We start from the raw sequence: 21,132 nt of genomic DNA, 5'->3' as shown, positions 1-21,132 counted from the left end.
TTTTTTTATAAAAAAATAAAAAAAGTATTGCATTATGGGCATAATTATCATATAATACCCATGTTGATGTCACGAAGAAGTGCGAGGTTGCTGAAACACCGAAAAGCGTTGTCATGAAACGGCATGTTTCAGGTAATTCGTAACGAGTGAATCAAATCCTATAAGAATTTGAAAGGAGAGAATATCATGGCAAATAATAAAATCAGAATTAGATTAAAATCATTTGATCATAAAATTCTAGATGCGTCAGCAGAAAAAATTATTTCTTCTGCAAAAAAATCAGGTGCTCAAGTAGTTGGTCCAGTACCATTACCTACTGAAAAGGAAGTATATACAATCCTTAGAGCTGTTCACAAATATAAAGATTCACGTGAACAATTTGAAATCAGAACTCACAAACGTTTAATCGACATTGTGAATCCTACACCAGAAACAGTTGATGTTTTAACTAGATTAGAATTACCTAGCGGTGTAGATATTGAAATTAAATTATAAGAAAGGTAAAAGGTGTAACTCATGAAAGGAATCTTAGGTCGTAAGATTGGAATGACTCAAGTCTTCACTACTGATGGTGTTTTAATCCCAGTTACTGTTGTAGAAGCTACTGAAAATGTAGTATTACAAAAGAAAACAGTTGCAACTGATGGTTATGATGCTGTAAAAGTTGGTTTCGAAGATAAAAGAGAAAAATTAGCAAACAAAGCTGAAAAAGGAATTGCAAACAAAGCTAACACAGCTCCTAAGCGCTTCATTAAAGAATTTCGTTATGACGAAATGATGAGTTATGAAGTTGGAGATAAAATTACTGTTGATAGCTTCGTAGCTGGTGAAGTCGTAGATGTAACAGGAACTTCAAAAGGTAAAGGTTATCAAGGTGTTATTAAGAGACATGGACAACACATTGGTCCTAAAGGACATGGTTCAGGAGCTCATAGAATTGTTGGTTCAATGGGACCAATCGCTCCAAACAGAATCGCTCCAGGTAAAAAATTACCAGGACAAATGGGACATGTAACTCGTACAATTCAAAACTTAGAAGTTGTAGCAGTAGATCCAGAAAACAACTTATTATTAATCAAAGGTTCAGTACCAGGACCTAAAAAAGGTTTAGTTGTTGTTAAAACTGCTATCAAAAAAGCTGGTCAAGTAAATCCAGTACATGAATTAGTAGATTACACTCCAGAAGAAGTTGAAGAAACTGTAGTAGAAGAAGCTGTAGAAGCAGCTGCTGCAGAATAATTTGAAGAAGGAGGAAATGAGAATGCTTAACGTAAAAGTATTTAACCAAGAAGGTGCAGAAGTTAAAGACTTAGAATTAAATGAAGCAGTTTTCGGTATTGAACCACATAAACAAGCTATGTTTGATATGGTCTTATTACAAAGAGCATCTTTAAGACAAGGTACACATAAAGTTAAAAACCGTACTGAAGTTGCTGGTGGTGGAAGAAAACCATGGCGTCAAAAAGGTACAGGTAGAGCTAGACAAGGTTCAACACGTGCTCCACAATGGAGAGGTGGAGGAGTTGTCTTCGGTCCTACACCAAGAAGTTATAAATTCAAATTAAACCGTAAAGTTAGAAGATTAGCTTTAAAATCAGCATTATCTTCAAAAGTTCAAGATAATGAATTTACAGCAATCGATGGAATTTCATTCGAAGCTCCAAAAACTAAACAAATGGTTAAAGTATTAGAAAACTTAAATGCTCCAGTAAAAACATTAATCGTTGTTGATGAAATCACATTAAATGTTGAAAAATCAGCAAGCAATATTCCAGGAGTTAAGTTATTAGATGCTAAACATATTAATGTTTATGATATCTTAAACAGCGATAAGTTAATTATGACTGAAGCTGCAATTAAAGCTGTTGAGGAGGTATTAGCATAATGGCACACATGACAGATGTATTAAAAAAACCAGTACTTACTGAAAAGTCATTAGCTCTTCAAACTGAAGAAAATAAATATACATTCGATGTAGATTTAGACGCTAACAAAACAGAAGTTAAAATCGCAGTTGAAAAATTATTCAATGTAAAAGTTGAAAAAGTTAACATCATGAATGTTAAACCTAAAGCTAAAAGAATGGGTAGATATGAAGGTAAAACTAACAAAAGAAGAAAAGCTATCGTTAAATTAGCTGAAGGAAACTCAATCAATTATTTTGATGAAGATTAATTGATAAAATATTGGAATAACTCGTTCCAGATAAGAAAAACAGGAGGAAACTAAAGATGGCAATTAAAACATATAAGCCAGTGACAAACGGTCGTCGTAATATGACTTCATTAACTTATGAAGAAATTACAACTAATAAACCTGAAAAATCTTTAGTTGCAAAAAAATCTAAAAACGGTGGACGTAACAACCAAGGTGTGATCACAACTCGTCATCATGGTGGTGGACACAAACAAAAATACCGTATTATCGATTTCAAAAGAAATAAAGATAATATCCCAGGTAAAGTTGCAACTATTGAATATGATCCAAATAGATCAGCAAACATCGCATTAATTAACTATGTAGATGGTGAAAAAAGATATATTTTAGCTCCAAAAGGGTTAGAAGTAGGAATGGAAATCATTTCTGGTGAAGAAGCAGATATCAAAGTTGGTAACGCATTACCAATGGGAAATATGCCTGAAGGTACTGTAATTCACAATATTGAAATGCAACCTGGAAAAGGTGGACAAATCGCAAGATCTGCTGGTGTGTCTGCTCAAATCTTAGGTAAAGAAGGAAAATATGTAACTGTAAGACTTGCATCTGGTGAAGTTAGAAAATTATTATCAGTATGTAGAGCTACAGTTGGTGTAGTAGGAAATGAAGATCATGGTTTAGTAAACTATGGTAAAGCAGGACGTATGAGATGGAAAGGTGTTAGACCTACAGTTCGTGGTTCTGTAATGAACCCTAATGATCACCCTCATGGTGGTGGGGAAGGTAGAACTTCTATCGGACGTAAAGCACCAATGACTCCTTGGGGTAAAAAAGCTATGGGTGTTAAAACTAGAAAGAACAAAAAAGCTTCGACTAAATTAATCGTACGTCGTCGCAATGGTAAATAATAAGGAGGAAAGAAAAAATGGCACGTAGTTTAAAAAAGGGACCATTTGTTGATGCTCATTTAATGAAAAAAGTAGAAGCGTTAAATGAATCAGGTAAAAAAGAAGTTATCAAAACTTGGTCAAGACGTTCAACAATCTTCCCTCAATTTATCGAACATACATTTGCAGTATATAACGGAAAAGAACATATTCCTGTTTACGTTACTGAAGACATGGTTGGTCATAAATTAGGAGAATTCGCTCCAACTAGAACTTTCCATGGTCATGATGCTGACGATAAAAAAGGAAAGAAATAGAGAGGAGAATAGAACATGGAAGCAAAAGCAGTAGCTAAAACAATTCGTGTATCACCTCAAAAAGCAAGATTAGTAGTTGATTTAGTAAGAGGTAAAACAGTTAAAGAAGCACTTGGTATCTTAGAATATACTAATAAAGCTGCTTCTCCTGCAATCTCAAAAGTTGTTAAATCTGCAGCTCAAAATGCAGTATACAACAATGATGCAGATGCAGAAAAATTATATGTTAAAGCAATCTTCGTTGATGAAGGTCCAATTTTAAAAAGATTCGCTGCAAGAGCTAAAGGTAGCGGAACAAGAATTTTAAAAAGAACATGCCACATTACTTGTGTGGTTGATGAAAGATAGGAGGTACTAGAATGGGTCAAAAAGTAAGTCCAGTAGGTTTACGTGTTGGTGTTAACCGTAATTGGGATTCAAGATGGTACGCAAATGATCAAGATTTCGCTGGTTTATTACATGAAGATATTAAAGTTCGTGATTATATTCTTAAAAAACTTAAAACAGCTTCAGTAGCAAAAGTTGAAATCGAAAGATCAAAAAATCGTGTAACAATTTTTGTTCACACATCTAGACCTGGTGTAGTTATCGGTAAAGATGGTGAAGCAGTTGATGCTTTAAGAAAAGAAGTATCTAAATTAGTAAGTAGTAAACAAGTTTTCATTAACATTGTTGAAATTAAAAATCCAGATGTTGTTGCTCAATTAGTAGCAAACAATATTGCAGAACAATTAGAAAATCGTGCATCTTTTAGAACTGTTCAAAAACGTGCTATTCAAAGAGCAATGAGAGCTGGAGCTAAAGGAATTAAAACTAATGTTTCAGGACGTTTAGGTGGAGCTGATATGGCTCGTGCTGAAGGTTACTCTGAAGGGAATGTCCCTCTTCATACTTTAAGAGCTGATATCGATTATGCGACTGCAGAAGCAGATACAACTTATGGTAAATTAGGAGTTAAAGTTTGGATTTGTAAGGGAGAAATCCTTCCTGAAAAAAAGAAAGGGGATAAATAATCATGTTGATGCCTAAAAGAACAAAATACAGAAGACCTCACCGTGTTAGCTACGAAGGTAGAACTAAAGGTGGAGACAAAGTATCATTTGGTGAATTTGGTTTAGTAGCAACTGAAGGTGCTTGGATTACTTCTCGTCAAATTGAAGCAGCACGTATTGCCATCAACCGTTATATGAACCGTGGTGGTAAAGTATGGATTAGAATTTTCCCTCATTTAGCTAAAACTAAAAAACCATTAGAAGTACGTATGGGATCAGGTAAAGGTTCTCCAGAAGAATGGGTAGCAGTAGTTAAAACTGGTAGAGTATTATTTGAAGTTGCTGGTTTAGATGAAGCTACATTAAGAGAAGCTTTAAGACTTGCATCTCATAAATTACCTATTAAATGTAAAATCATTGGAAAGGGTGAATAGTTATGACAGCGCAAGAAATTAGAGAATTAGATACTGAAGCTTTATTAGCTAAAGTTGAAGAATACAAAAAAGAGCTTTTTGGATTAAGATTCCAACAAGCTACAGGACAATTAGAAAACACTGCACGTATTAGACAAGTTCGTAAAACAATCGCTCGTATTAAAACAGTGATTAGAGAAAGAGAATTAAACCAATAGGAGGAGATACAAATGGAAAGAAATAATCGTAAAGTTTATACTGGTACAGTTGTATCTACTAAAATGGATAAAACTATTACAGTGCTAGTTGAAACACATGTAAAACATAAGTTATATGGTAAACGTATGAAATCATCTACAAAATTTCATGCACATGATGAAAACAACACTGCTCAAGTTGGAGATACAGTTAAAATCATGTCAACAAGACCATTATCTGCTACAAAACGTTTCCGTTTAGTAGAAATCGTAAAAAAAGCAGAAACAGTTTAATAAACTCTAAAAGGAGGTAACCGGAATGATTCAAAACGAAAGTAGACTTAAAGTTGCTGATAATACTGGTGCTAAAGAAGTATTAGTAATTCGTAACTTAGGTGGGTCAAATAGAAAAACAAGTAGTATTGGAGATGTTGTTGTAGCAACAGTTAAACAAGCAGCTCCAAATGGTACTGTTAAAAAAGGTGAAGTAGTAAAAGCTGTTATCGTTAGAACTAAATATGCTGTAGGACGTGAAAACGGATCTTACATCAAATTTGATGATAACGCTTGTGTTATTATCAGAGATGACAAGTCTCCAAGAGGGACTCGTATCTTTGGACCAGTTGCAAGAGAGTTAAGAGATGCTGATTTCATGAAAATCGTATCATTAGCTCCAGAAGTATTATAAGGAGGCGTGGCACATGAAAATCCGTGTTGGTGATACTGTTGTAGTTATCGCAGGTAAAGATAAAGGTAAGACAGGTGAAGTGTTACAAGTTCTTGCTAAAGAAGAAAGAGTAATCGTTGAAGGAGTAAACATGGTAACAAAACATGTTAAACCTTCACAAGCTGATCCTGAAGGTGGAATCGTTAACAAAGAAGCTCCAATTCATGTTTCTAATGTTGCATTCTATGATTCAAAATCAAAATCTGCAGTTAAATTAGGATATAAAGTATCTGTAGATGAAAATGGAAAGAAAACTAAAGTACGTGTTAACAAAAAAACAGGTGCAGAAGTTGATTCTAAGAAAAAGAAATAATTGAAAGGAGATAGCAAATGAATCGTTTACAAGAACGTTATGAAAACGAAGTAGTTAAATCGTTAATGGAAAAATTCAATTATTCTTCTAAAATGCAAGCACCAAAAATCGAAAAAATCGTATTAAATATTGGTGTTGGTGATGCAGTATCTAATTCAAAATTATTAGATGATGCAGTTAATGAATTAACATTAATTACTGGTCAAAAACCAGTTGTCACTAGAGCTAAAAAATCAATTGCTGGTTTCAAATTAAGAGAAGGTCAAGCAATCGGTTGTAAAGTCACTTTACGTGGTGAAAGAATGTATGAATTTTTAGATAAATTAGTAAATGTATCTTTACCTCGTGTAAGAGACTTTAGAGGTGTATCAAATAACTCATTCGATGGAAGAGGAAATTATACTTTAGGTGTTAAAGAACAATTAATCTTCCCTGAAATTGATTTTGATAAAGTAAACAAATTAAGAGGAATGGATATCGTATTCGTAACAACAGCTAAAACTGATGAAGAAGGTCATGAGTTATTAGCTCAATTAGGAATGCCTTTCCATAAATAAGGAGGACTTAATAAATGGCTAAAACATCAATGAAAGTGAAACAACAACGTCCTCAAAAATATAAAGTACGTGAATACACACGTTGTGAACGTTGTGGTAGACCACATTCAGTAATTAGAAAGTTCAAACTTTGCAGAATTTGCTTCCGCGAATTAGCTTATAAAGGTGAAATTCCTGGTGTAAAAAAAGCAAGTTGGTAATGATAAAATAATCCGTATTGGAAGGAGGACACGCAAATGGTAATGACAGATCCAATTGCAGATATGTTAACAAGAATCCGTAACGCAAATAATACGTTAAAAGAAGAAGTAAGTATTCCTACTTCAACATTAAAAGTTGGAATCGCTGAAATCTTAAAAAATGAAGGGTTCATTAAAGGATATAAAGTTGAAGGCGAAGGTGCTGAATCAAACATTATTATCACTTTAAAATATAGAGGAAAAGATAAAGTAATCACTGATTTAAAAAGAATTTCTAAACCAGGGTTACGTGTATATGCAAAAGTAAACGAAATTCCTAGAGTATTAAATGGTTTAGGTATTGTTATTCTATCAACTTCACAAGGTTTAATGACTGATAAAGAAGCTAGAGCTAAACAAGTTGGTGGAGAAGTATTAGCATATATCTGGTAATAAAAAAATTATACAGGAGGTATAACTGATGTCTCGTATCGGTAATAAAATTATCACTGTACCTGAAGGAGTAACTGTTGAAATCGCTGATGATAACACAGTAACAGTTACTGGATCAAAAGGGACTTTAGTGAAACAATTTTCTCCAGCAATTTCATTCAAACAAGAAGGTAATGAAATTACTGTAGTAAGAAGTAGTGAAGAAAAACATGTAAAACAATTACATGGTACAACAAGAGCTTTACTTGCTAACATGATCGAAGGTGTTCATAATGGATATTCTAAAACATTAGAAATCGTTGGTATTGGATACCGTGGTCAAATGAAAGGAAATACATTAGTATTAAATATCGGTTTCTCACATCAAGTTGAAATCGAAGCTGAAGAAGGAGTTAAAGTTGAAACTCCAAATCCAAATACTATCGTAGTTTCTGGAATTGATAAAGAACGTGTTGGTCAAATGGCTGCATTAATTAGATCTAAGAAAAAACCTGAACCTTATAAAGGAAAAGGTATCAAATATAGTGATGAAAGAATCATCAGAAAAGAAGGAAAAACTGCTGGTAAGAAGTAGTCTAAGAGTAAGAAAGGAGCTATCTTTATGGCTAAATTACAATCTCGTAATGATGTACGTTTAAAACGTCATGCTAGAGTTCGTAGAAAAATTAGTGGAACTCCAGAATGTCCACGTTTAAATGTTTTCCGTTCAAATGCTCATATTCACGCTCAAATTATTGATGATGTCAATGGTGTTACATTAGTTAGCGCATCAAGCGTTGAAATGAAATTAGAAAACGGTGGAAACATTGCTGCTGCAACTGCAGTAGGTAAAGAAATTGCAGAAAGAGCAATTGCAAAAGAAATTAAAAATGTAGTATTTGATCGTGGTGGATATATTTATCATGGTCGTGTAAAAGCATTAGCAGAAGCTGCTAGAGAAGCTGGATTAGAATTCTAGAAGGAGGTCAATATGGAACAACGTAAACCAAGAACTAACAATGGTGAAAGAAAACCAAGAAGAAATGGTCAAAGAAGAGCACCAAGAAGAGAAGAAAAAGAATTTGAAGAACGTGTTGTTACTATTAACCGTGTAACAAAAGTAGTAAAAGGTGGACGTAGAATGCGTTTTGCTGCTTTAGTTGTTATTGGAGATAGAAAAGGTAGAGTTGGATTTGGTACTGGTAAAGCTAACGAAGTACCTGATGCAATCAGAAAAGCATGTGAAAATGCTAAACGTAATGTTATCAAAGTACCTTCTGTACATGGTACTATTCCTCATGAAGTAAACGGTGTTTACGGATCAGGAAATGTATTTATTAAACCAGCATCTCAAGGTACTGGAATCATCGCTGGTGGACCAGTTCGTGCTGTTGTTGAATTAGCTGGTTACCGTGATATCTTATCTAAATGTATTGGTTCTAGAACACCAATCAACATGGTAAGAGCAACAATGCAAGGATTAGCTTCATTAAAAACAGTTAATGAAGTTGCTGAATTAAGAGAAAAAACTGTTGATGAAATTTTTGGATAGGAGGCAAACAAAATGGCAAAAGTAAGTATTACACTTAAAAAGAGTCCAATTGGTTGCTTACCAAATCAAAGAAAGACTCTTAAAGCTTTAGGTTTAACTAAAATTAATAAAACTGTTGAATTAGAAAATAACCCTACTACTCAAGGTATGATTAGAGTAGTTGGACACCTAGTAACAGTTGAAGAAAAATAATAGGAGGTGTAACAATGAAACTTCACGAATTACAATATACTGAAGGTGCTCGTAAAGCAAGAAAACGTGTTGGACGTGGTACAAGTTCAGGAAATGGTAAAACAGCAGGTAGAGGTCAAAAAGGTCAAGGAGCTAGATCTGGTGGAGGTAAAAAACCAGGATTCGAAGGTGGACAAACTCCATTATTCATGCGTTTACCTAAAAGAGGATTTACAAACTTTACTCGTAAAGAATATGCTATCGTAAATCTTGAAACTTTAAATAAATTTGAAGATGGTGCAACAGTTAACGCTGCTGCGTTAAAAGAAGCAGGAATCATCAAAAAAGAATTAGATGGTGTTAAAATATTAGGAAATGGAGCTATTGAAAAGAAATTAACTGTTCAAGCTGCTAAATTCTCTAAATCAGCTGTTGCCGCAATTGAAGCTGCAGGTGGAAAAACTGAGGTGATTTAAGATGTTAACTTTTTTGAAGAATGTATTCAAAAAGGGTGAGCTTCGTCGAAAAGTCATTTTCACACTTGGAATTTTATTCGTGTACCGTTTAGGTGCAGGAATTACAATTCCAGGTGTTAATGTAGGTTCATTAAGTAGTAGTGATGCTACAAATGGAATTTTCGGAATCATGAATTTACTTGGTGGAGGTACCTTGGAAAGATTTTCTCTTTTCGCTTTAGGTGTTTCACCATACATTACATCATCTATTATAATTGAATTATTATCGATGGATGTTATTCCAGCGTTAACACGCTGGCGTAAAGAAGGTAACACAGGTAAGAAGAAAAAAGACCGTGTTACTCGTGTATTAACTTTATTATTAGCTGCGTTACAAGGTGGAGTTTTAACTTATGCCTTTGATACAAGTTATAATATATTAGTTGATACTTCAATCTGGTCATATATTTATGTAGTGCTCATTATGATGGCTGGAAGTATGTTAGCTATTTGGTTAGGTGATCAAATTACTCAAAAAGGAATTGGTAATGGTGTTTCATTACTAATCTTTACAGGAATTGTTTCAAACTTACCAAATGCATTCTTAACAACTTATGATAACCTCGTCACTTATGATAGTGGAATGTGGTTAGATATTGCTTGGTATGTATTATTTGTTGTGGTTTATCTTTCAATTGTAGTCTTTGTAGTATTTACTGAAGGCGCAATAAGAAAAATCCCAGTCAATTATGCATCTAGTACAAGTGTAACAATGAGAACTAGGGAACAAACACATATGCCTATTAAAATTAATAGTTCAGGTGTTTTACCAGTAATCTTTGCTTCTTCAGTACTAGCAGCACCAAGAACAATAGTAAGTTTCATGAAAGCATCTAGTACAACTAAGATGATAAATACTATATTTAATTATCAAGAACCTGTTGGTTTCTGTTTATATATTTTAATGATTATAGGATTTACTTTCTTTTATTCAAACTTACAAATTGATGCTGAAAAAATTAGTGATGATTTGAAGAAAAATGGTGGATCAATACCTGGTGTAAGAACTGGTATTGAAACTAAGAACTTCATTAAAAGAGTTCTTAATCAAGTAACTGTTGCTGGTTCGCTTACTTTATGTATTATTGCTGCAATTCCAATTATTACTCCAATTATTTGGACACAAACTGAAAATGCAAACCTATCACTTGGTGGTACTGGTTTGATTATCGTTACAGGAGTTGCACTTGAAACAGTAAAACAAATCAAAACATATATTACTAGAAAAGAATATCATGGTTATATTCGTAAATAATAATGATTTCTTTTATGGATTCATAAATATCTAAAGAAATAAATTAATTTTGAAGAAGCAGTTATCAAAGTTAAGAAGTTATGTTTAACGTCTTTATGATATCGATGAAAGCCTGGAGGTTTATTAATGATAATTACTAAAGATGATAGAGAAATTGAATTAATGACTGAAGCAGGTAGAATTGTTGCTTTAGTTCATGAAAAATTGAAAGAAGTTATTGTACCGGGAATAACTACTAACGAAATTGATCAAATTTGTGATAAAATAATTAGGGAACATGGTGCAACACCTTCCTTTCTACATCTTTATGGTTTTCCAAATAGTGTATGTACTTCAATTAATGAAGTTGTAGTACATGGAATACCTAGTAATAGAAAGCTAAAAGATGGAGATATTATTTCAGTTGATGTTGGAGCATGTTACAAAGGATATCATGGTGACAGTGCTTGGACTTATGCAGTAGGAAATGTAAGCAATGAAACAAAAAGACTTATGAATGTTTGTGAAGGTGCTTTATTTGCTGGATTAGAACAAGTAAGACCAGGAGTTAGACTTTCTGATATTTCACATGCAATTGAAGAATATCTTACTAAAAACGGATGTACTACTCCTCGTGATTATACTGGTCATGGGATTGGAACAAACGTTCACGAAGATCCCGCTGTTCCTAATTACGGAGCTCCTGGGAGAGGTCCTAGATTAAAAAAAGGTATGTGTTTGGCTATTGAACCAATGGCACATTTAGGAGCAAAAGAAACAGTTACTCTTGATGATGGGTGGACTGTTATTACAAAGGATCATTCGTTAGCTGCTCATTATGAACATACAATCGTCATTACTGATGACGGTTATAGAATTCTTACAAAACTTTAATAAAAGGAGTTGAAGAACGATGGCAAAAAAAGATGACGTTATTGAAGTAGAAGCTACTGTTTTAGAAACATTACCAAATGCAATGTTTAAAGTGGCTTTAGAAAATGGAGTGGAAATTCTTGCTCACGTTTCTGGTAAAATCCGTATGCACTACATTCGCATTTTACCGGGGGATAGAGTTACCGTTGAAATATCTCCATATGATTTAACACGTGGGCGAATTACATTTAGACATAAATAAAAAATCTTCCAAAAGGAGGTAGACAGGATGAAGGTAAGACCATCTGTAAAACCAATGTGTGATAAATGCAGAGTAATTAAAAGAAAAGGGCGCGTAATGATTATTTGCGAAAACCCAAAACATAAACAAAGACAAGGTTAGTATTTAGGAGGAAACAAAATGGCTCGTATTGCAGGTGTAGATATCCCACGTGATAAACGTGTTGTTATCTCATTAACTTATGTATATGGTATCGGTAAATCTACAGCTAAAGAAATCTTAAAAGCTACTGGTATCAGTGAAGATGTAAGAGTTAAAGATTTAACTGAAGAAGAAGTTACAAAAATCAGAAAAGAAGTTGAAAAAATTAAAGTTGAAGGTGACTTACGTAGAGAAGTTCAATTAAACATCAAACGTTTAATGGAAATCGGAAGCTACAGAGGTATGCGTCACCGTAAAGGACTTCCTGTTCGTGGTCAAAAAACTAAAACTAATGCTAGAACTCGTAAGGGTAAAGCTAGACCAATCGCAGGAAAGAAAAAATAATAGGAGGTTGAAAGGAAATGGCTAGAGTAAAACAAACACGTGGTAAAAAACGTGTAAGAAAAAATATTGCAAAAGGTGTTGCACACGTTCATTCTACTTTCAATAATACTATTGTAACAATTACTGATGAACATGGTAATGTATTAACTTGGTCAAGTGCTGGAGCATTAGGTTTCAAAGGATCAAGAAAATCAACACCATTTGCTGCACAAATGGCATCAGAAGCTGCAGCTAAAGCTTCTATGGAACATGGAGTAAAAACTGTAGATGTAAATGTAAAAGGTCCAGGACCAGGACGTGAAGCAGCAGTTAGAGCTTTACAAGCTGCTGGATTAGAAGTTACTTCAATTAATGATGTAACACCAATTCCACATAACGGTTGTCGTCCACCAAAACGTCCTCGTGGATAGTATTATTGTAGTAAATTAGAATACAAAACATTCCTATAGAGGAGGGAACATATGCATAAATTCGAAAAAGCAAACTTTAATATAGATCATTATGACGAAACTGAAAATTATGGTAAGTTCGTCATTGAACCATTAGAAAGAGGATTTGGTATTACTTTAGGTAATGCCTTAAGAAGAGTATTACTTTCTTCTTTACCTGGTTCTGCTGTTTATGCAATCAAAGTTCAAGGAGCAATCCATGAATTTTCCGCAATTGATGGTGTCGTTGAAGATGTCACAGCAATGATTTTAAATATTAAGAAATTAGTTTTTGATGTAGACAGTGAAGATACTGCTACAATGATTATTGATGTAAAAGGTCCTGCTACTGTAACTGGTGCTGATATTCAATGTCCAGCTGAAGTCAAAATGATTTCAAATGACATGGTAATTGCACATGTTGCAGAAGGTGGTCACTTATATATGGAATTATTTGCTAAAAAAGATCGTGGATATGTATCTGCTGATCAAAATAAAGTAAATATTAACACTCTTGGTGTTATTCCAACAGATTCAATCTTTTCACCAATTGAAAAAGTTGCTTACTCTGTAGAACCAACTCGTGTTGGAGAAAGTGCTAAGTATGATCAATTAGTATTAGAAGTTGAAACTAATGGTTCGCTAAAACCATTTGAAGCTATTTCATTAGCAGCAAAAATTTTAGTTGAACATTTAAATATGTTTGTTGAATTAACTGATATGGCTATGAATATGGAAGTTATGTCTGAAACTCAAAATGATACTACAAATAAAGTATTAGATATGACTATCGAAGAATTAGATTTATCTGTTCGTTCATATAACTGTTTAAAGAGAGCTGGTATTCAAACAGTTCAAGATCTTGCTTCTAAATCAGAAGATGACATGATTAAAGTAAGAAACTTAGGTAAAAAATCATTAAAAGAAGTTAAAGAAAAATTAATTGAATTAGGTTTAGGATTTAAACCTATCGATTAATTCAGAATACTCGAAAAGGAGCGTTAATCTCATGGCTAAAAATAGAAAATTAGGACGCACTTCAGATATTAGAAAATCTATGTTACGTAGTTTAGCTACTGAAGTTATTGTATACGGAAAAGTTGAAACAACTGTAACAAGAGCTAAAGAAGTTCGTAGTGTTGTTGATGAATTAATTACTTTAGGTAAACGTGGAGACTTACATGCAAGAAGACAAGCTGCTGCAGATATGCACAAAGTTGTTGATGAAGCAACTGGAAAAACAGCTGTTCAAATCTTATTTGATGACGTTGCACCTAAATTCAAAGATGTTAATGGTGGATATACTACTATCTTAAAAACATATAACCGTAAAGGTGATAATGCACCAATGGCAATCTTATCATTAACTAAATAATGATGTTGGACTGAAGAAATTCAGTCCTTTTTTATTTGACTTGTTTCCTTATAAATTATAGAATGAACTAAACACGTTCATGAGGAGAAGACAATGGAAGAAATAATTAAGGTAGAAAATTTATGTTTTGAATACGAACCTGGATTACAAACAATAAACAATATTTCTTTTCAAATCCATAAAGGTGAATATGTAGCTATTTTAGGACATAATGGTAGTGGTAAAAGTACAATTGCTAAATTACTTATAGGATTATTAGAAAAAAAATCTGGTGAAATTTATATCGATGATTATCAATTAAATTTAGAAAATTTATATAAAATAAGAGAAAAAGTAGGAATTGTTTTTCAAAATCCAGATAATCAATTTATTGGTGCTACTGTTAGAGATGATATAGCTTTTGGACTAGAAAATATTTGTGTACCAAGAGAACAAATGGATGAACTTATTAATAGGTATTCTAAAGTAGTTAGAATGGAGAATTTTTTGGATCATGAACCAACTAAATTGTCCGGTGGTCAAAAACAAAGAGTTGCGATTGCAGGTATTTTAGCGATGAGTCCATCTATCATTATTTTAGATGAAGCAACAAGTATGTTGGATCCACGAGGTAGAAAAGAAATAAATGAATTAGTAAAAGAGTTAAAGAAACAAAATAATATGACAATCATTTCAATAACGCATGATATTGAAGAAGCAAAAAATGCTGACCGAGTTATTCTTTTAAATAAAGGAGAGATTGTAGATTGTGACAAACCTCAAAAAATATTAACAAATGAAAAATTATTAAAAGAATTAAAATTAGATATTCCTTTTTCATTAAAAATTGCTAGAAAATTACAAAAAAAAGGTTATCAAATTAAAGATACATTAGATGTAGAAGAATTGGAGAAACAACTATGTCAATTACATGCAAAAGTTTAGATCATATATATGGATATAATACGCCTTTTGAATACTATGCACTTAAAAATGTGAATTTAAAAATAGAAAAGGGTTCATTTACAGCTATCATTGGACAAACAGGTAGTGGGAAATCGACACTTATCCAACATATAAATGCTTTATTATTACCAACAAGTGGAGAAATAAAAATAGATGATTATATTATTTCACAAAATAATAAGCCTCAAAATTTAAAAAATCTTAGAAAAAAATCAGGTCTTGTTTTTCAATTTCCAGAATATCAATTGTTTGAAGAAACAATCGAAAGAGATATAATGTTTGGTCCAATGAATTTTGGAATTGACGAAAATAGTGCTAAAGAAATAGCTAAAAAATCTCTTGAAATGGTAGGTTTAGATGAAACTTATTTAGAAAAGTCCCCATTTGATTTGTCAGGTGGTCAAAAACGTAGGGTAGCGATTGCTGGAATACTTGCTATGGATCCAGATATTCTTGTTTTAGATGAACCAACAGCTGGATTAGATCCATCAGGAATTAAAGAAATGATGAATTTATTTAAAAAAATTCATGAAATGGGTAAAACAGTAGTTTTAGTAACTCATGATATGAACCATGTTTTAGAATATTGTGACAATGTTGTTGTAATGAATGACGGACAAGTTGAAAAAGCTGGGAAAGTAAAAGATATTTTTCTAGATAGTGATTATTTATTAAATTTAGGAATAGATTTACCTTTAATCACAAATCTTATTATTCAGTTAAATCTAAAAGGCTATCATCTAGATACATCTATCAATGATATTGATGATTTAGTTGAAGCGATTGGTGGTGAACTTCATGGATAATATGACTTTTGGTAAATATATACCGGGGAATTCAATAATTCATCGTTTAGATCCACGATTAAAAATATGTGCTGTTTTCATATTTTTAATTTCTGTTTTTTTTGATGCGGGATTTATAGGATACGGTATCTTAGCAATTTATGTTTTATTATGTTCGTTAGTTTCTAAAATTAAACTTTCTCATATTTTAAAAGCAATAAAACCGATGGTCTTTATGATGTTGTTTTTGATGATTTTTAATATATTTTTAATGAAAACAGGTGATGTTATAATAAAAATAGGAAGTATTAGTATCTACTCAGGTGCTTTAATACAAACTGCTTATATTTTTATAAGGCTTGTATTGATTATTACTTTAACAACATTAATGACTTCTACAACGAAGCCTTTAGAATTAACACTAGCTATTGAAAGTTTATTAAATCCATTAAAAAGATTTCATTTTCCAGTGCATGAACTTGCTATGATGATTTCAATTGCATTAAGATTTATACCTGATTTATTAGATGAAGCGAAAAGAATTATGAAAGCACAGGCTAGTAGAGGTGCGGATTTTAATGAGGGATCTTTCATGGAAAAAATAAAATCAATTATTTCATTAATTATTCCTTTATTTATTTCTGCTTTTCAAAGGGCAGAAGAACTTGCTAACGCTATGGAAAGTAGAAATTATAATCCAGAAGCAACACGTACAAAATACAAAGTTTTAACATGGACGCATTTAGATACGTTATCAATGTTAATAACATTAGGTGTATGTTGTGGTGTGATTATAATGAGTTTTATGTAATGAATAGAATAAAATGTATTGTAAGTTATGATGGTAGTAAATTTCACGGATTTCAAGTTCAAAATCAATTTAGAACAGTTCAAGGTGAAATTCAAAAAGCTATAAAAAATATTTGTAAAGATGAAAATATTGTTATTCATGCAAGTGGTCGAACAGACGCTAAAGTTCATGGTAGAAGACAAGTCTTTCACTTTGATACTTTAAGGGAAATGCCTGAAAAACAATGGAAAAGGGCTATTAATCACTTTTTACCTAATGATATTTATATTATTGATAGTTTCTTAGTTGATGAAAATTTTCATAGTCGTTATTCTGCTATTAAGAAAGAATATCATTATATGTTAAGTATGAATGATTATTCTCCATTCGAAACAAATTATATTTATCAATATGGAAAAGAATTAGATATAGAAGCAATGAGGAATGCTGCAAAAATTTTTATTGGTGAACACGATTTTGCATCCTTTTGTGCTGTTGATCAATATGGCAATACAATTAGAACACTTTATCAAATTGAAATTGAAAATAATCAAGGTATTGTTACTTTTAAGCTTGTAGGTAATGGATTTAGAAGATATATGGTAAGACATTTAGTTGGTGGCTTGATTCAAGTAGGGGCACACAGAATTACTAAAGAATTTTTAGAAGAGTTACTAGAAAGTAAGGGACAAAAAAAGTGTTTATTTAAAGCTAAACCACAAGGACTATATTTACATGAAGTTTTTTATAAATAAAACAATATTTGCTATATTTCCCAGGAAATAGATTATAGTTCTTATAATCCGATATAATTAGAAACTTTTATAAAGAAGATAATTAAAGGAAACTCATTGATTGATTTCCTTTTTTTGTTTTCATCAATAATCAAAAATGGTAAAATAAGAATATAAAGGAGAAAAAATGATGGCAAGAAAATGTATTGAAAAATATTTAGAAACCCATAAAAGCACATATATAGGAAGATACAGGTGTCATAGTGCAGTACAAACAAAAAAATTTGAACATAAATTTCATTATTATATTTTAGATATTCAATTTAAAGCAATCGATGTATTTGTTACTATAGATTATTCTGGAGATGAAATCGTACCAACATTTTCTGTTAATCTTCATGAACAAGAACAAGAATACATTATAAAAGATGCTTTAAATAAGATTCTTTATTTTAATCAATTTAAAACAATTTTACATTGTCATGTTTTTGAGCATTTTATTGAAACACATACAGTTGATACAATACTAGAACCTTTAGATTATCGAAATATTCTAGATTACTTAGAATATCATTCTGGTACAAACCAAGAAACTGTTGATGAATTTTATACATTTTTTAATCCATATTTAGATAGATTATTATATAATAAAAATTATAAAAAATTTATGGATTCAATAGCTCTTTTATTAGATAAAATTTTATATGAATATGAATGGGATGGAGTAAATGCAAAATATTTAGATACTGAATATCAATTTCATTTAGAATATTTTAAAGAGACCATAAAGAAAATGACAAATCATATAGATGGATTTTTTAAATCAACTAAAGATGAATTATTAGAAATCTTTGAGCGCTTATGTCAAATGCCAAGATTTACACTTTCAATTATAAAAGAATTTGGAAACCTTATTTTATTGAATAAGGAAGTTGCTGAAAGATTATTTAATCATTTTGAAAGATTAAATCCAGATCAGTTAAAAAATAATATTGTTATTTCATATCTCAAATCACTTTATAAAAATAATCATGAACAATATATCGATGCATGTGAAGATATTCTACGTTTTGTAATGAATGATGTGTTGACTTTTGCTAATCATGATTTACAAAAAGAAATAGGAAATAGAATTTTAGAAATAGAAGGATATGATTTACTTATCGATTTATTTTCAAAAGATTATAATACATTCTTATTTGTATGTTTTCCAATTTCAACATTTCCACCAGAATATAAAGAAATTATGCGTTTGGAATTAGAAAAAGCAATTCGTTTCTATGCAGCAAGGATGAATCATGATGAATATCGTCTTACTTCATTTGAACAGGTAGCTAATATTAATAGATTATTAATGGAAGAATATAAGGAGGAATATTCAAATGGTAAAGAATAATAAAACAGCAATTAAAGGATTATTAGTTTTAGGAGGTGTTTCTACTGCAGCAGCATCTGTTTACACATTATCCAAAAAATATGCAAAAAAATTATTATACAGACATCATAAACAAGAAGATAGACCAAGTATTTTAGAAACAAAATTCAATAGTCAAAATATTTATATAAAAAATGATCAAGATATTCAATTAAGAGGAATTTTGATTCCTAAAGAAAACCCTCAAATGACAGTTTTAATTTCACATCCATTTGGTTTACAGGCAAAAGATATGCAATTATATGTTCCATATTTTGAAGACCATTTGCCAGAAGCACAAATCTTATTAATAGATGCTTGTGCACATGGACAAAGTGATGGTTATATTAGAGGATTTGGAATCAAGGATGTCAATGATTTAGTATGTTGGAATAAGTACCTATTAGAAACTTATGGGAAAGATCATAAAATATTAATGTATGGTAAAGAACAAGGAGCAAATACAATTTTAAATGCTTCAGGTAGACATGTTTTAAAAAATGTTGAAGCTATTATTTCAGATGGGGCTTATACGTCACCATATGATATTATTGGATATCGTTTAGAAGCAGATTATAAGATTTCAAAATATCCAGCAATTTCAATTATTGCACACCATATTAAAAAAGCTGTGCATATTGATTTAAAAGAAAATACAACAAAATATGTTAGACACAATGATATACCTACATTGTATTTTCATGCAAAAGATGACGATTTTGTACCATTAAAGATGGTTTATCCGCTATATAATAAAAATAGAGGAGAAAAAGTATTGTTTGTCTTAAAAGATGAAAAATACTTATATGAACTTGTTGAAAACGATGACTTTAAACAAACATTAAGTCAGTTTATCAAAAAATATATGAAATAAGGAGAAAAAGAATGTATTTTAAAGAAACAAAAGGATTTCCTAAAGATTTTCTTTGGGGAAGTGCATCTGCTGCTTATCAAGTAGAAGGTGGCTGGGATGCAGATGGTAAAGGTGTTTCCAACTGGGACAAATTTGTAAGAATTCCAGGAAAGACTTTTAAAGCAACAACAGGTGATAAGGCCGTTGATCATTATCATCGTTACAAAGAAGATGTCAAGTTGATGGCAGAAATGGGATTGCAAACATATCGTTTTTCAATTGCTTGGACACGTATTTATCCAAATGGAAATGGTGAAGTCAATGAAAAAGGTTTAGAATTTTATGACAATCTTATCAATGAATTATTAAAATATGGAATTGAACCTATGGTTACAGTTTATCACTGGGATATGCCACAAGCTTTAGAAGACCAATATCATGGTTGGGAAAGCAGAAAAATTGTTGATGATTATGTAAATTATGCCACAACATTATTTAAAAGATATGGAGATCGTGTAAAATATTGGATTACAATGAATGAACAAAATATCTTTACAGGACATGGATGGTTAGAAGGAATGCATCCACCAGGAAAAGTAGATGATATGAAAACATTCTATCAAGTCAATCATCATGCCAATATTGCACATGCTAAAAGTGTTATAGCTTTAAAAGAACTTCATCCAGAAGCAAAAGTAGGGGCTTCATTTGCTTATAGTCCAAGTTATGCTTATGATCGTAAACCTGAAAATGCAATGGCTAAAGCGGATTATGATGATTTACAAAATTATTATTGGATGGATGCTTATGCTTATGGACGTTATCCACGTGCTGCTATTCAATATTTAAAATCATTAGGATGTGCTCCTCTCTTCGAAGAAGGTGATGAAGCATTAATGAAAAAAGCAGCTTCACTTATTGATTTCATGGGTGTGAACTATTATCAAACATGTGTTGTTGAATATAATGATATTAATGGTGTTGGTAGTGATCATACAATGAATAACACTGGTAAAAAAGGTACCGCTAAAGTTCAAGGTGTACCTGGTCTTTATAAAAAACCACAAAATGAGTTTTTACCAACAACAGATTGGGATTGGACAATTGATCCAATGGGAATTAGAATGTGTTGTCGTGAAATTACTTCGCGTTATGATTTACCAATCGTTATTTCCGAAAATGGTTTAGGTGCATTTGATAAATTAGAAGACGGACAAATTCATGATCCATATCGTATTGATTATTTAAAACGTCATATCGAAGAACTTAAAAAAGCATGTGATGATGGTTGTCGTGTTCTTGCTTATTGTACATGGTCTTATACTGATTTATTAAGCTGGCTAAACGGATATCAAAAACGTTATGGTTTTGTTTATATTGATCGTGAAGAAGATGAAAATTCAGGTACTTTAAATAGATACAAAAAAGATTCATATTATTGGTATAAAAAAGTAATTGAAACAAATGGAGAAGAATTATAGGAAACAATGTTTCCTATTTTCTTT

The 21,132-nt window shown here is 31.7% G+C and carries 36 protein-coding genes; all 36 read left to right on the top strand.

The window, feature by feature from the left end:
* Window positions 1-186 precede the first annotated feature (186 nt).
* The gene (rpsJ, locus tag LJD34_RS08390) at window positions 187-495 is read left to right on the top strand and encodes a 30S ribosomal protein S10 (protein WP_022001346.1); all 309 of its coding nucleotides are present in this window, start codon (window positions 187-189) and stop codon (window positions 493-495) included.
* Between the two features lie 21 nt (window positions 496-516).
* The gene (gene rplC / locus LJD34_RS08385) at window positions 517-1,239 is read left to right on the top strand and encodes a 50S ribosomal protein L3 (RefSeq protein ID WP_022001347.1); all 723 of its coding nucleotides are present in this window, start codon (window positions 517-519) and stop codon (window positions 1,237-1,239) included.
* A gap of 22 nt (window positions 1,240-1,261) precedes the next feature.
* On the top strand, window positions 1,262-1,885 hold the full coding sequence (gene rplD / locus LJD34_RS08380) for a 50S ribosomal protein L4 (RefSeq protein WP_227359610.1): 624 nt from the start codon (window positions 1,262-1,264) through the stop codon (window positions 1,883-1,885).
* The gene (rplW, locus tag LJD34_RS08375) at window positions 1,885-2,175 is read left to right on the top strand and encodes a 50S ribosomal protein L23 (RefSeq protein ID WP_022001349.1); all 291 of its coding nucleotides are present in this window, start codon (window positions 1,885-1,887) and stop codon (window positions 2,173-2,175) included. Before rplD ends, rplW begins: the two co-directional genes overlap by 1 nt.
* A gap of 56 nt (window positions 2,176-2,231) precedes the next feature.
* Window positions 2,232-3,065, top strand: a complete 834-nt coding sequence (rplB, locus tag LJD34_RS08370) for a 50S ribosomal protein L2 (RefSeq protein ID WP_022001350.1) — start codon at window positions 2,232-2,234, stop codon at window positions 3,063-3,065.
* A 17-nt stretch (window positions 3,066-3,082) separates the two neighbouring features.
* The gene (gene rpsS, locus LJD34_RS08365; RefSeq protein ID WP_022001351.1) at window positions 3,083-3,361 is read left to right on the top strand and encodes a 30S ribosomal protein S19; all 279 of its coding nucleotides are present in this window, start codon (window positions 3,083-3,085) and stop codon (window positions 3,359-3,361) included.
* A gap of 15 nt (window positions 3,362-3,376) precedes the next feature.
* A complete protein-coding gene (rplV, locus tag LJD34_RS08360) occupies window positions 3,377-3,709 on the top strand; it encodes a 50S ribosomal protein L22 (protein ID WP_022001352.1) in 333 nt (110 codons plus the stop codon).
* Between the two features lie 11 nt (window positions 3,710-3,720).
* On the top strand, window positions 3,721-4,374 hold the full coding sequence (gene rpsC / locus LJD34_RS08355) for a 30S ribosomal protein S3 (protein WP_022001353.1): 654 nt from the start codon (window positions 3,721-3,723) through the stop codon (window positions 4,372-4,374).
* A 2-nt stretch (window positions 4,375-4,376) separates the two neighbouring features.
* Entirely contained in the window at window positions 4,377-4,787 is a 411-nt protein-coding gene (gene rplP, locus LJD34_RS08350; RefSeq protein ID WP_022001354.1) for a 50S ribosomal protein L16, read from the top strand.
* A 2-nt stretch (window positions 4,788-4,789) separates the two neighbouring features.
* Complete coding sequence (gene rpmC / locus LJD34_RS08345) at window positions 4,790-4,984, top strand: 50S ribosomal protein L29 (protein WP_022001355.1); 195 nt, start codon at window positions 4,790-4,792, stop codon at window positions 4,982-4,984.
* 12 nt (window positions 4,985-4,996) lie between these two features.
* Window positions 4,997-5,257, top strand: coding sequence for a 30S ribosomal protein S17 (gene rpsQ / locus LJD34_RS08340; protein ID WP_022001356.1), 261 nt, complete (start codon window positions 4,997-4,999; stop codon window positions 5,255-5,257).
* A 25-nt stretch (window positions 5,258-5,282) separates the two neighbouring features.
* A complete protein-coding gene (rplN, locus tag LJD34_RS08335; protein WP_032089444.1) occupies window positions 5,283-5,651 on the top strand; it encodes a 50S ribosomal protein L14 in 369 nt (122 codons plus the stop codon).
* 13 nt (window positions 5,652-5,664) lie between these two features.
* Entirely contained in the window at window positions 5,665-6,003 is a 339-nt protein-coding gene (rplX, locus tag LJD34_RS08330; protein ID WP_032089445.1) for a 50S ribosomal protein L24, read from the top strand.
* A gap of 17 nt (window positions 6,004-6,020) precedes the next feature.
* On the top strand, window positions 6,021-6,560 hold the full coding sequence (rplE, locus tag LJD34_RS08325) for a 50S ribosomal protein L5 (protein WP_022001359.1): 540 nt from the start codon (window positions 6,021-6,023) through the stop codon (window positions 6,558-6,560).
* A gap of 14 nt (window positions 6,561-6,574) precedes the next feature.
* Window positions 6,575-6,760: a type Z 30S ribosomal protein S14 gene (locus tag LJD34_RS08320; RefSeq protein ID WP_003536834.1), complete on the top strand. Its 186-nt coding sequence runs from the start codon at window positions 6,575-6,577 to the stop codon at window positions 6,758-6,760.
* A 36-nt stretch (window positions 6,761-6,796) separates the two neighbouring features.
* The gene (rpsH, locus tag LJD34_RS08315; protein WP_022001360.1) at window positions 6,797-7,192 is read left to right on the top strand and encodes a 30S ribosomal protein S8; all 396 of its coding nucleotides are present in this window, start codon (window positions 6,797-6,799) and stop codon (window positions 7,190-7,192) included.
* A 28-nt stretch (window positions 7,193-7,220) separates the two neighbouring features.
* Complete coding sequence (rplF, locus tag LJD34_RS08310) at window positions 7,221-7,766, top strand: 50S ribosomal protein L6 (RefSeq protein ID WP_032089446.1); 546 nt, start codon at window positions 7,221-7,223, stop codon at window positions 7,764-7,766.
* A 27-nt stretch (window positions 7,767-7,793) separates the two neighbouring features.
* Complete coding sequence (rplR, locus tag LJD34_RS08305; RefSeq protein WP_022001362.1) at window positions 7,794-8,150, top strand: 50S ribosomal protein L18; 357 nt, start codon at window positions 7,794-7,796, stop codon at window positions 8,148-8,150.
* 12 nt (window positions 8,151-8,162) lie between these two features.
* The gene (gene rpsE, locus LJD34_RS08300; RefSeq protein ID WP_022001363.1) at window positions 8,163-8,723 is read left to right on the top strand and encodes a 30S ribosomal protein S5; all 561 of its coding nucleotides are present in this window, start codon (window positions 8,163-8,165) and stop codon (window positions 8,721-8,723) included.
* 12 nt (window positions 8,724-8,735) lie between these two features.
* Window positions 8,736-8,915 (top strand): 50S ribosomal protein L30, encoded by a 180-nt coding sequence (rpmD, locus tag LJD34_RS08295; protein ID WP_022001364.1) that lies wholly within the window; start codon window positions 8,736-8,738, stop codon window positions 8,913-8,915.
* A 14-nt stretch (window positions 8,916-8,929) separates the two neighbouring features.
* The gene (gene rplO, locus LJD34_RS08290) at window positions 8,930-9,370 is read left to right on the top strand and encodes a 50S ribosomal protein L15 (protein ID WP_227359609.1); all 441 of its coding nucleotides are present in this window, start codon (window positions 8,930-8,932) and stop codon (window positions 9,368-9,370) included.
* Between the two features lies 1 nt (window position 9,371).
* Window positions 9,372-10,664 (top strand): preprotein translocase subunit SecY, encoded by a 1,293-nt coding sequence (gene secY, locus LJD34_RS08285; RefSeq protein WP_032089448.1) that lies wholly within the window; start codon window positions 9,372-9,374, stop codon window positions 10,662-10,664.
* Window positions 10,665-10,790: 126 nt separating this feature from the next.
* Window positions 10,791-11,537, top strand: coding sequence for a type I methionyl aminopeptidase (gene map / locus LJD34_RS08280; RefSeq protein ID WP_032089449.1), 747 nt, complete (start codon window positions 10,791-10,793; stop codon window positions 11,535-11,537).
* Window positions 11,538-11,556: 19 nt separating this feature from the next.
* Window positions 11,557-11,778 (top strand): translation initiation factor IF-1, encoded by a 222-nt coding sequence (infA, locus tag LJD34_RS08275; RefSeq protein WP_022001368.1) that lies wholly within the window; start codon window positions 11,557-11,559, stop codon window positions 11,776-11,778.
* A 27-nt stretch (window positions 11,779-11,805) separates the two neighbouring features.
* Entirely contained in the window at window positions 11,806-11,919 is a 114-nt protein-coding gene (rpmJ, locus tag LJD34_RS08270; RefSeq protein ID WP_022001369.1) for a 50S ribosomal protein L36, read from the top strand.
* 18 nt (window positions 11,920-11,937) lie between these two features.
* On the top strand, window positions 11,938-12,303 hold the full coding sequence (rpsM, locus tag LJD34_RS08265; protein WP_022001370.1) for a 30S ribosomal protein S13: 366 nt from the start codon (window positions 11,938-11,940) through the stop codon (window positions 12,301-12,303).
* Between the two features lie 17 nt (window positions 12,304-12,320).
* Complete coding sequence (gene rpsK, locus LJD34_RS08260) at window positions 12,321-12,713, top strand: 30S ribosomal protein S11 (RefSeq protein ID WP_022001371.1); 393 nt, start codon at window positions 12,321-12,323, stop codon at window positions 12,711-12,713.
* A gap of 51 nt (window positions 12,714-12,764) precedes the next feature.
* Window positions 12,765-13,709: a DNA-directed RNA polymerase subunit alpha gene (locus LJD34_RS08255; RefSeq protein WP_032089450.1), complete on the top strand. Its 945-nt coding sequence runs from the start codon at window positions 12,765-12,767 to the stop codon at window positions 13,707-13,709.
* 31 nt (window positions 13,710-13,740) lie between these two features.
* The gene (gene rplQ, locus LJD34_RS08250) at window positions 13,741-14,106 is read left to right on the top strand and encodes a 50S ribosomal protein L17 (protein ID WP_022001373.1); all 366 of its coding nucleotides are present in this window, start codon (window positions 13,741-13,743) and stop codon (window positions 14,104-14,106) included.
* Window positions 14,107-14,199: 93 nt separating this feature from the next.
* Window positions 14,200-15,030 (top strand): energy-coupling factor transporter ATPase, encoded by an 831-nt coding sequence (locus tag LJD34_RS08245; protein ID WP_147580641.1) that lies wholly within the window; start codon window positions 14,200-14,202, stop codon window positions 15,028-15,030.
* Window positions 15,006-15,857, top strand: coding sequence for an energy-coupling factor transporter ATPase (locus LJD34_RS08240; protein WP_227359608.1), 852 nt, complete (start codon window positions 15,006-15,008; stop codon window positions 15,855-15,857). Before LJD34_RS08245 ends, LJD34_RS08240 begins: the two co-directional genes overlap by 25 nt.
* Window positions 15,850-16,647, top strand: coding sequence for an energy-coupling factor transporter transmembrane component T family protein (locus tag LJD34_RS08235; protein WP_175301661.1), 798 nt, complete (start codon window positions 15,850-15,852; stop codon window positions 16,645-16,647). Before LJD34_RS08240 ends, LJD34_RS08235 begins: the two co-directional genes overlap by 8 nt.
* The gene (gene truA, locus LJD34_RS08230; RefSeq protein WP_147580644.1) at window positions 16,647-17,381 is read left to right on the top strand and encodes a tRNA pseudouridine(38-40) synthase TruA; all 735 of its coding nucleotides are present in this window, start codon (window positions 16,647-16,649) and stop codon (window positions 17,379-17,381) included. The genes LJD34_RS08235 and truA overlap by 1 nt, the downstream gene beginning before the upstream one ends.
* Window positions 17,382-17,550: 169 nt before the next feature.
* A complete protein-coding gene (locus LJD34_RS08225; protein ID WP_227359607.1) occupies window positions 17,551-18,756 on the top strand; it encodes a hypothetical protein in 1,206 nt (401 codons plus the stop codon).
* Window positions 18,743-19,648 carry an alpha/beta hydrolase gene (locus tag LJD34_RS08220; protein ID WP_175301659.1) on the top strand — a complete coding sequence of 302 codons (906 nt, stop codon included), beginning with the start codon at window positions 18,743-18,745 and terminating at the stop codon, window positions 19,646-19,648. The genes LJD34_RS08225 and LJD34_RS08220 overlap by 14 nt, the downstream gene beginning before the upstream one ends.
* A gap of 11 nt (window positions 19,649-19,659) precedes the next feature.
* Entirely contained in the window at window positions 19,660-21,108 is a 1,449-nt protein-coding gene (locus LJD34_RS08215; protein ID WP_227359606.1) for a glycoside hydrolase family 1 protein, read from the top strand.
* Window positions 21,109-21,132 lie beyond the last annotated feature (24 nt).

It is taken from the genome of Faecalibacillus sp. MSK20_93 (genome assembly GCF_020589945.1).
Taxonomy (GTDB): Bacteria; Bacillota_I; Bacilli_A; order Erysipelotrichales; family Coprobacillaceae; genus Faecalibacillus; species Faecalibacillus intestinalis.
The sequence above is the reverse complement of the archived record's forward strand: the minus strand, read 5'-3'. Positions and strand labels throughout refer to the sequence as shown.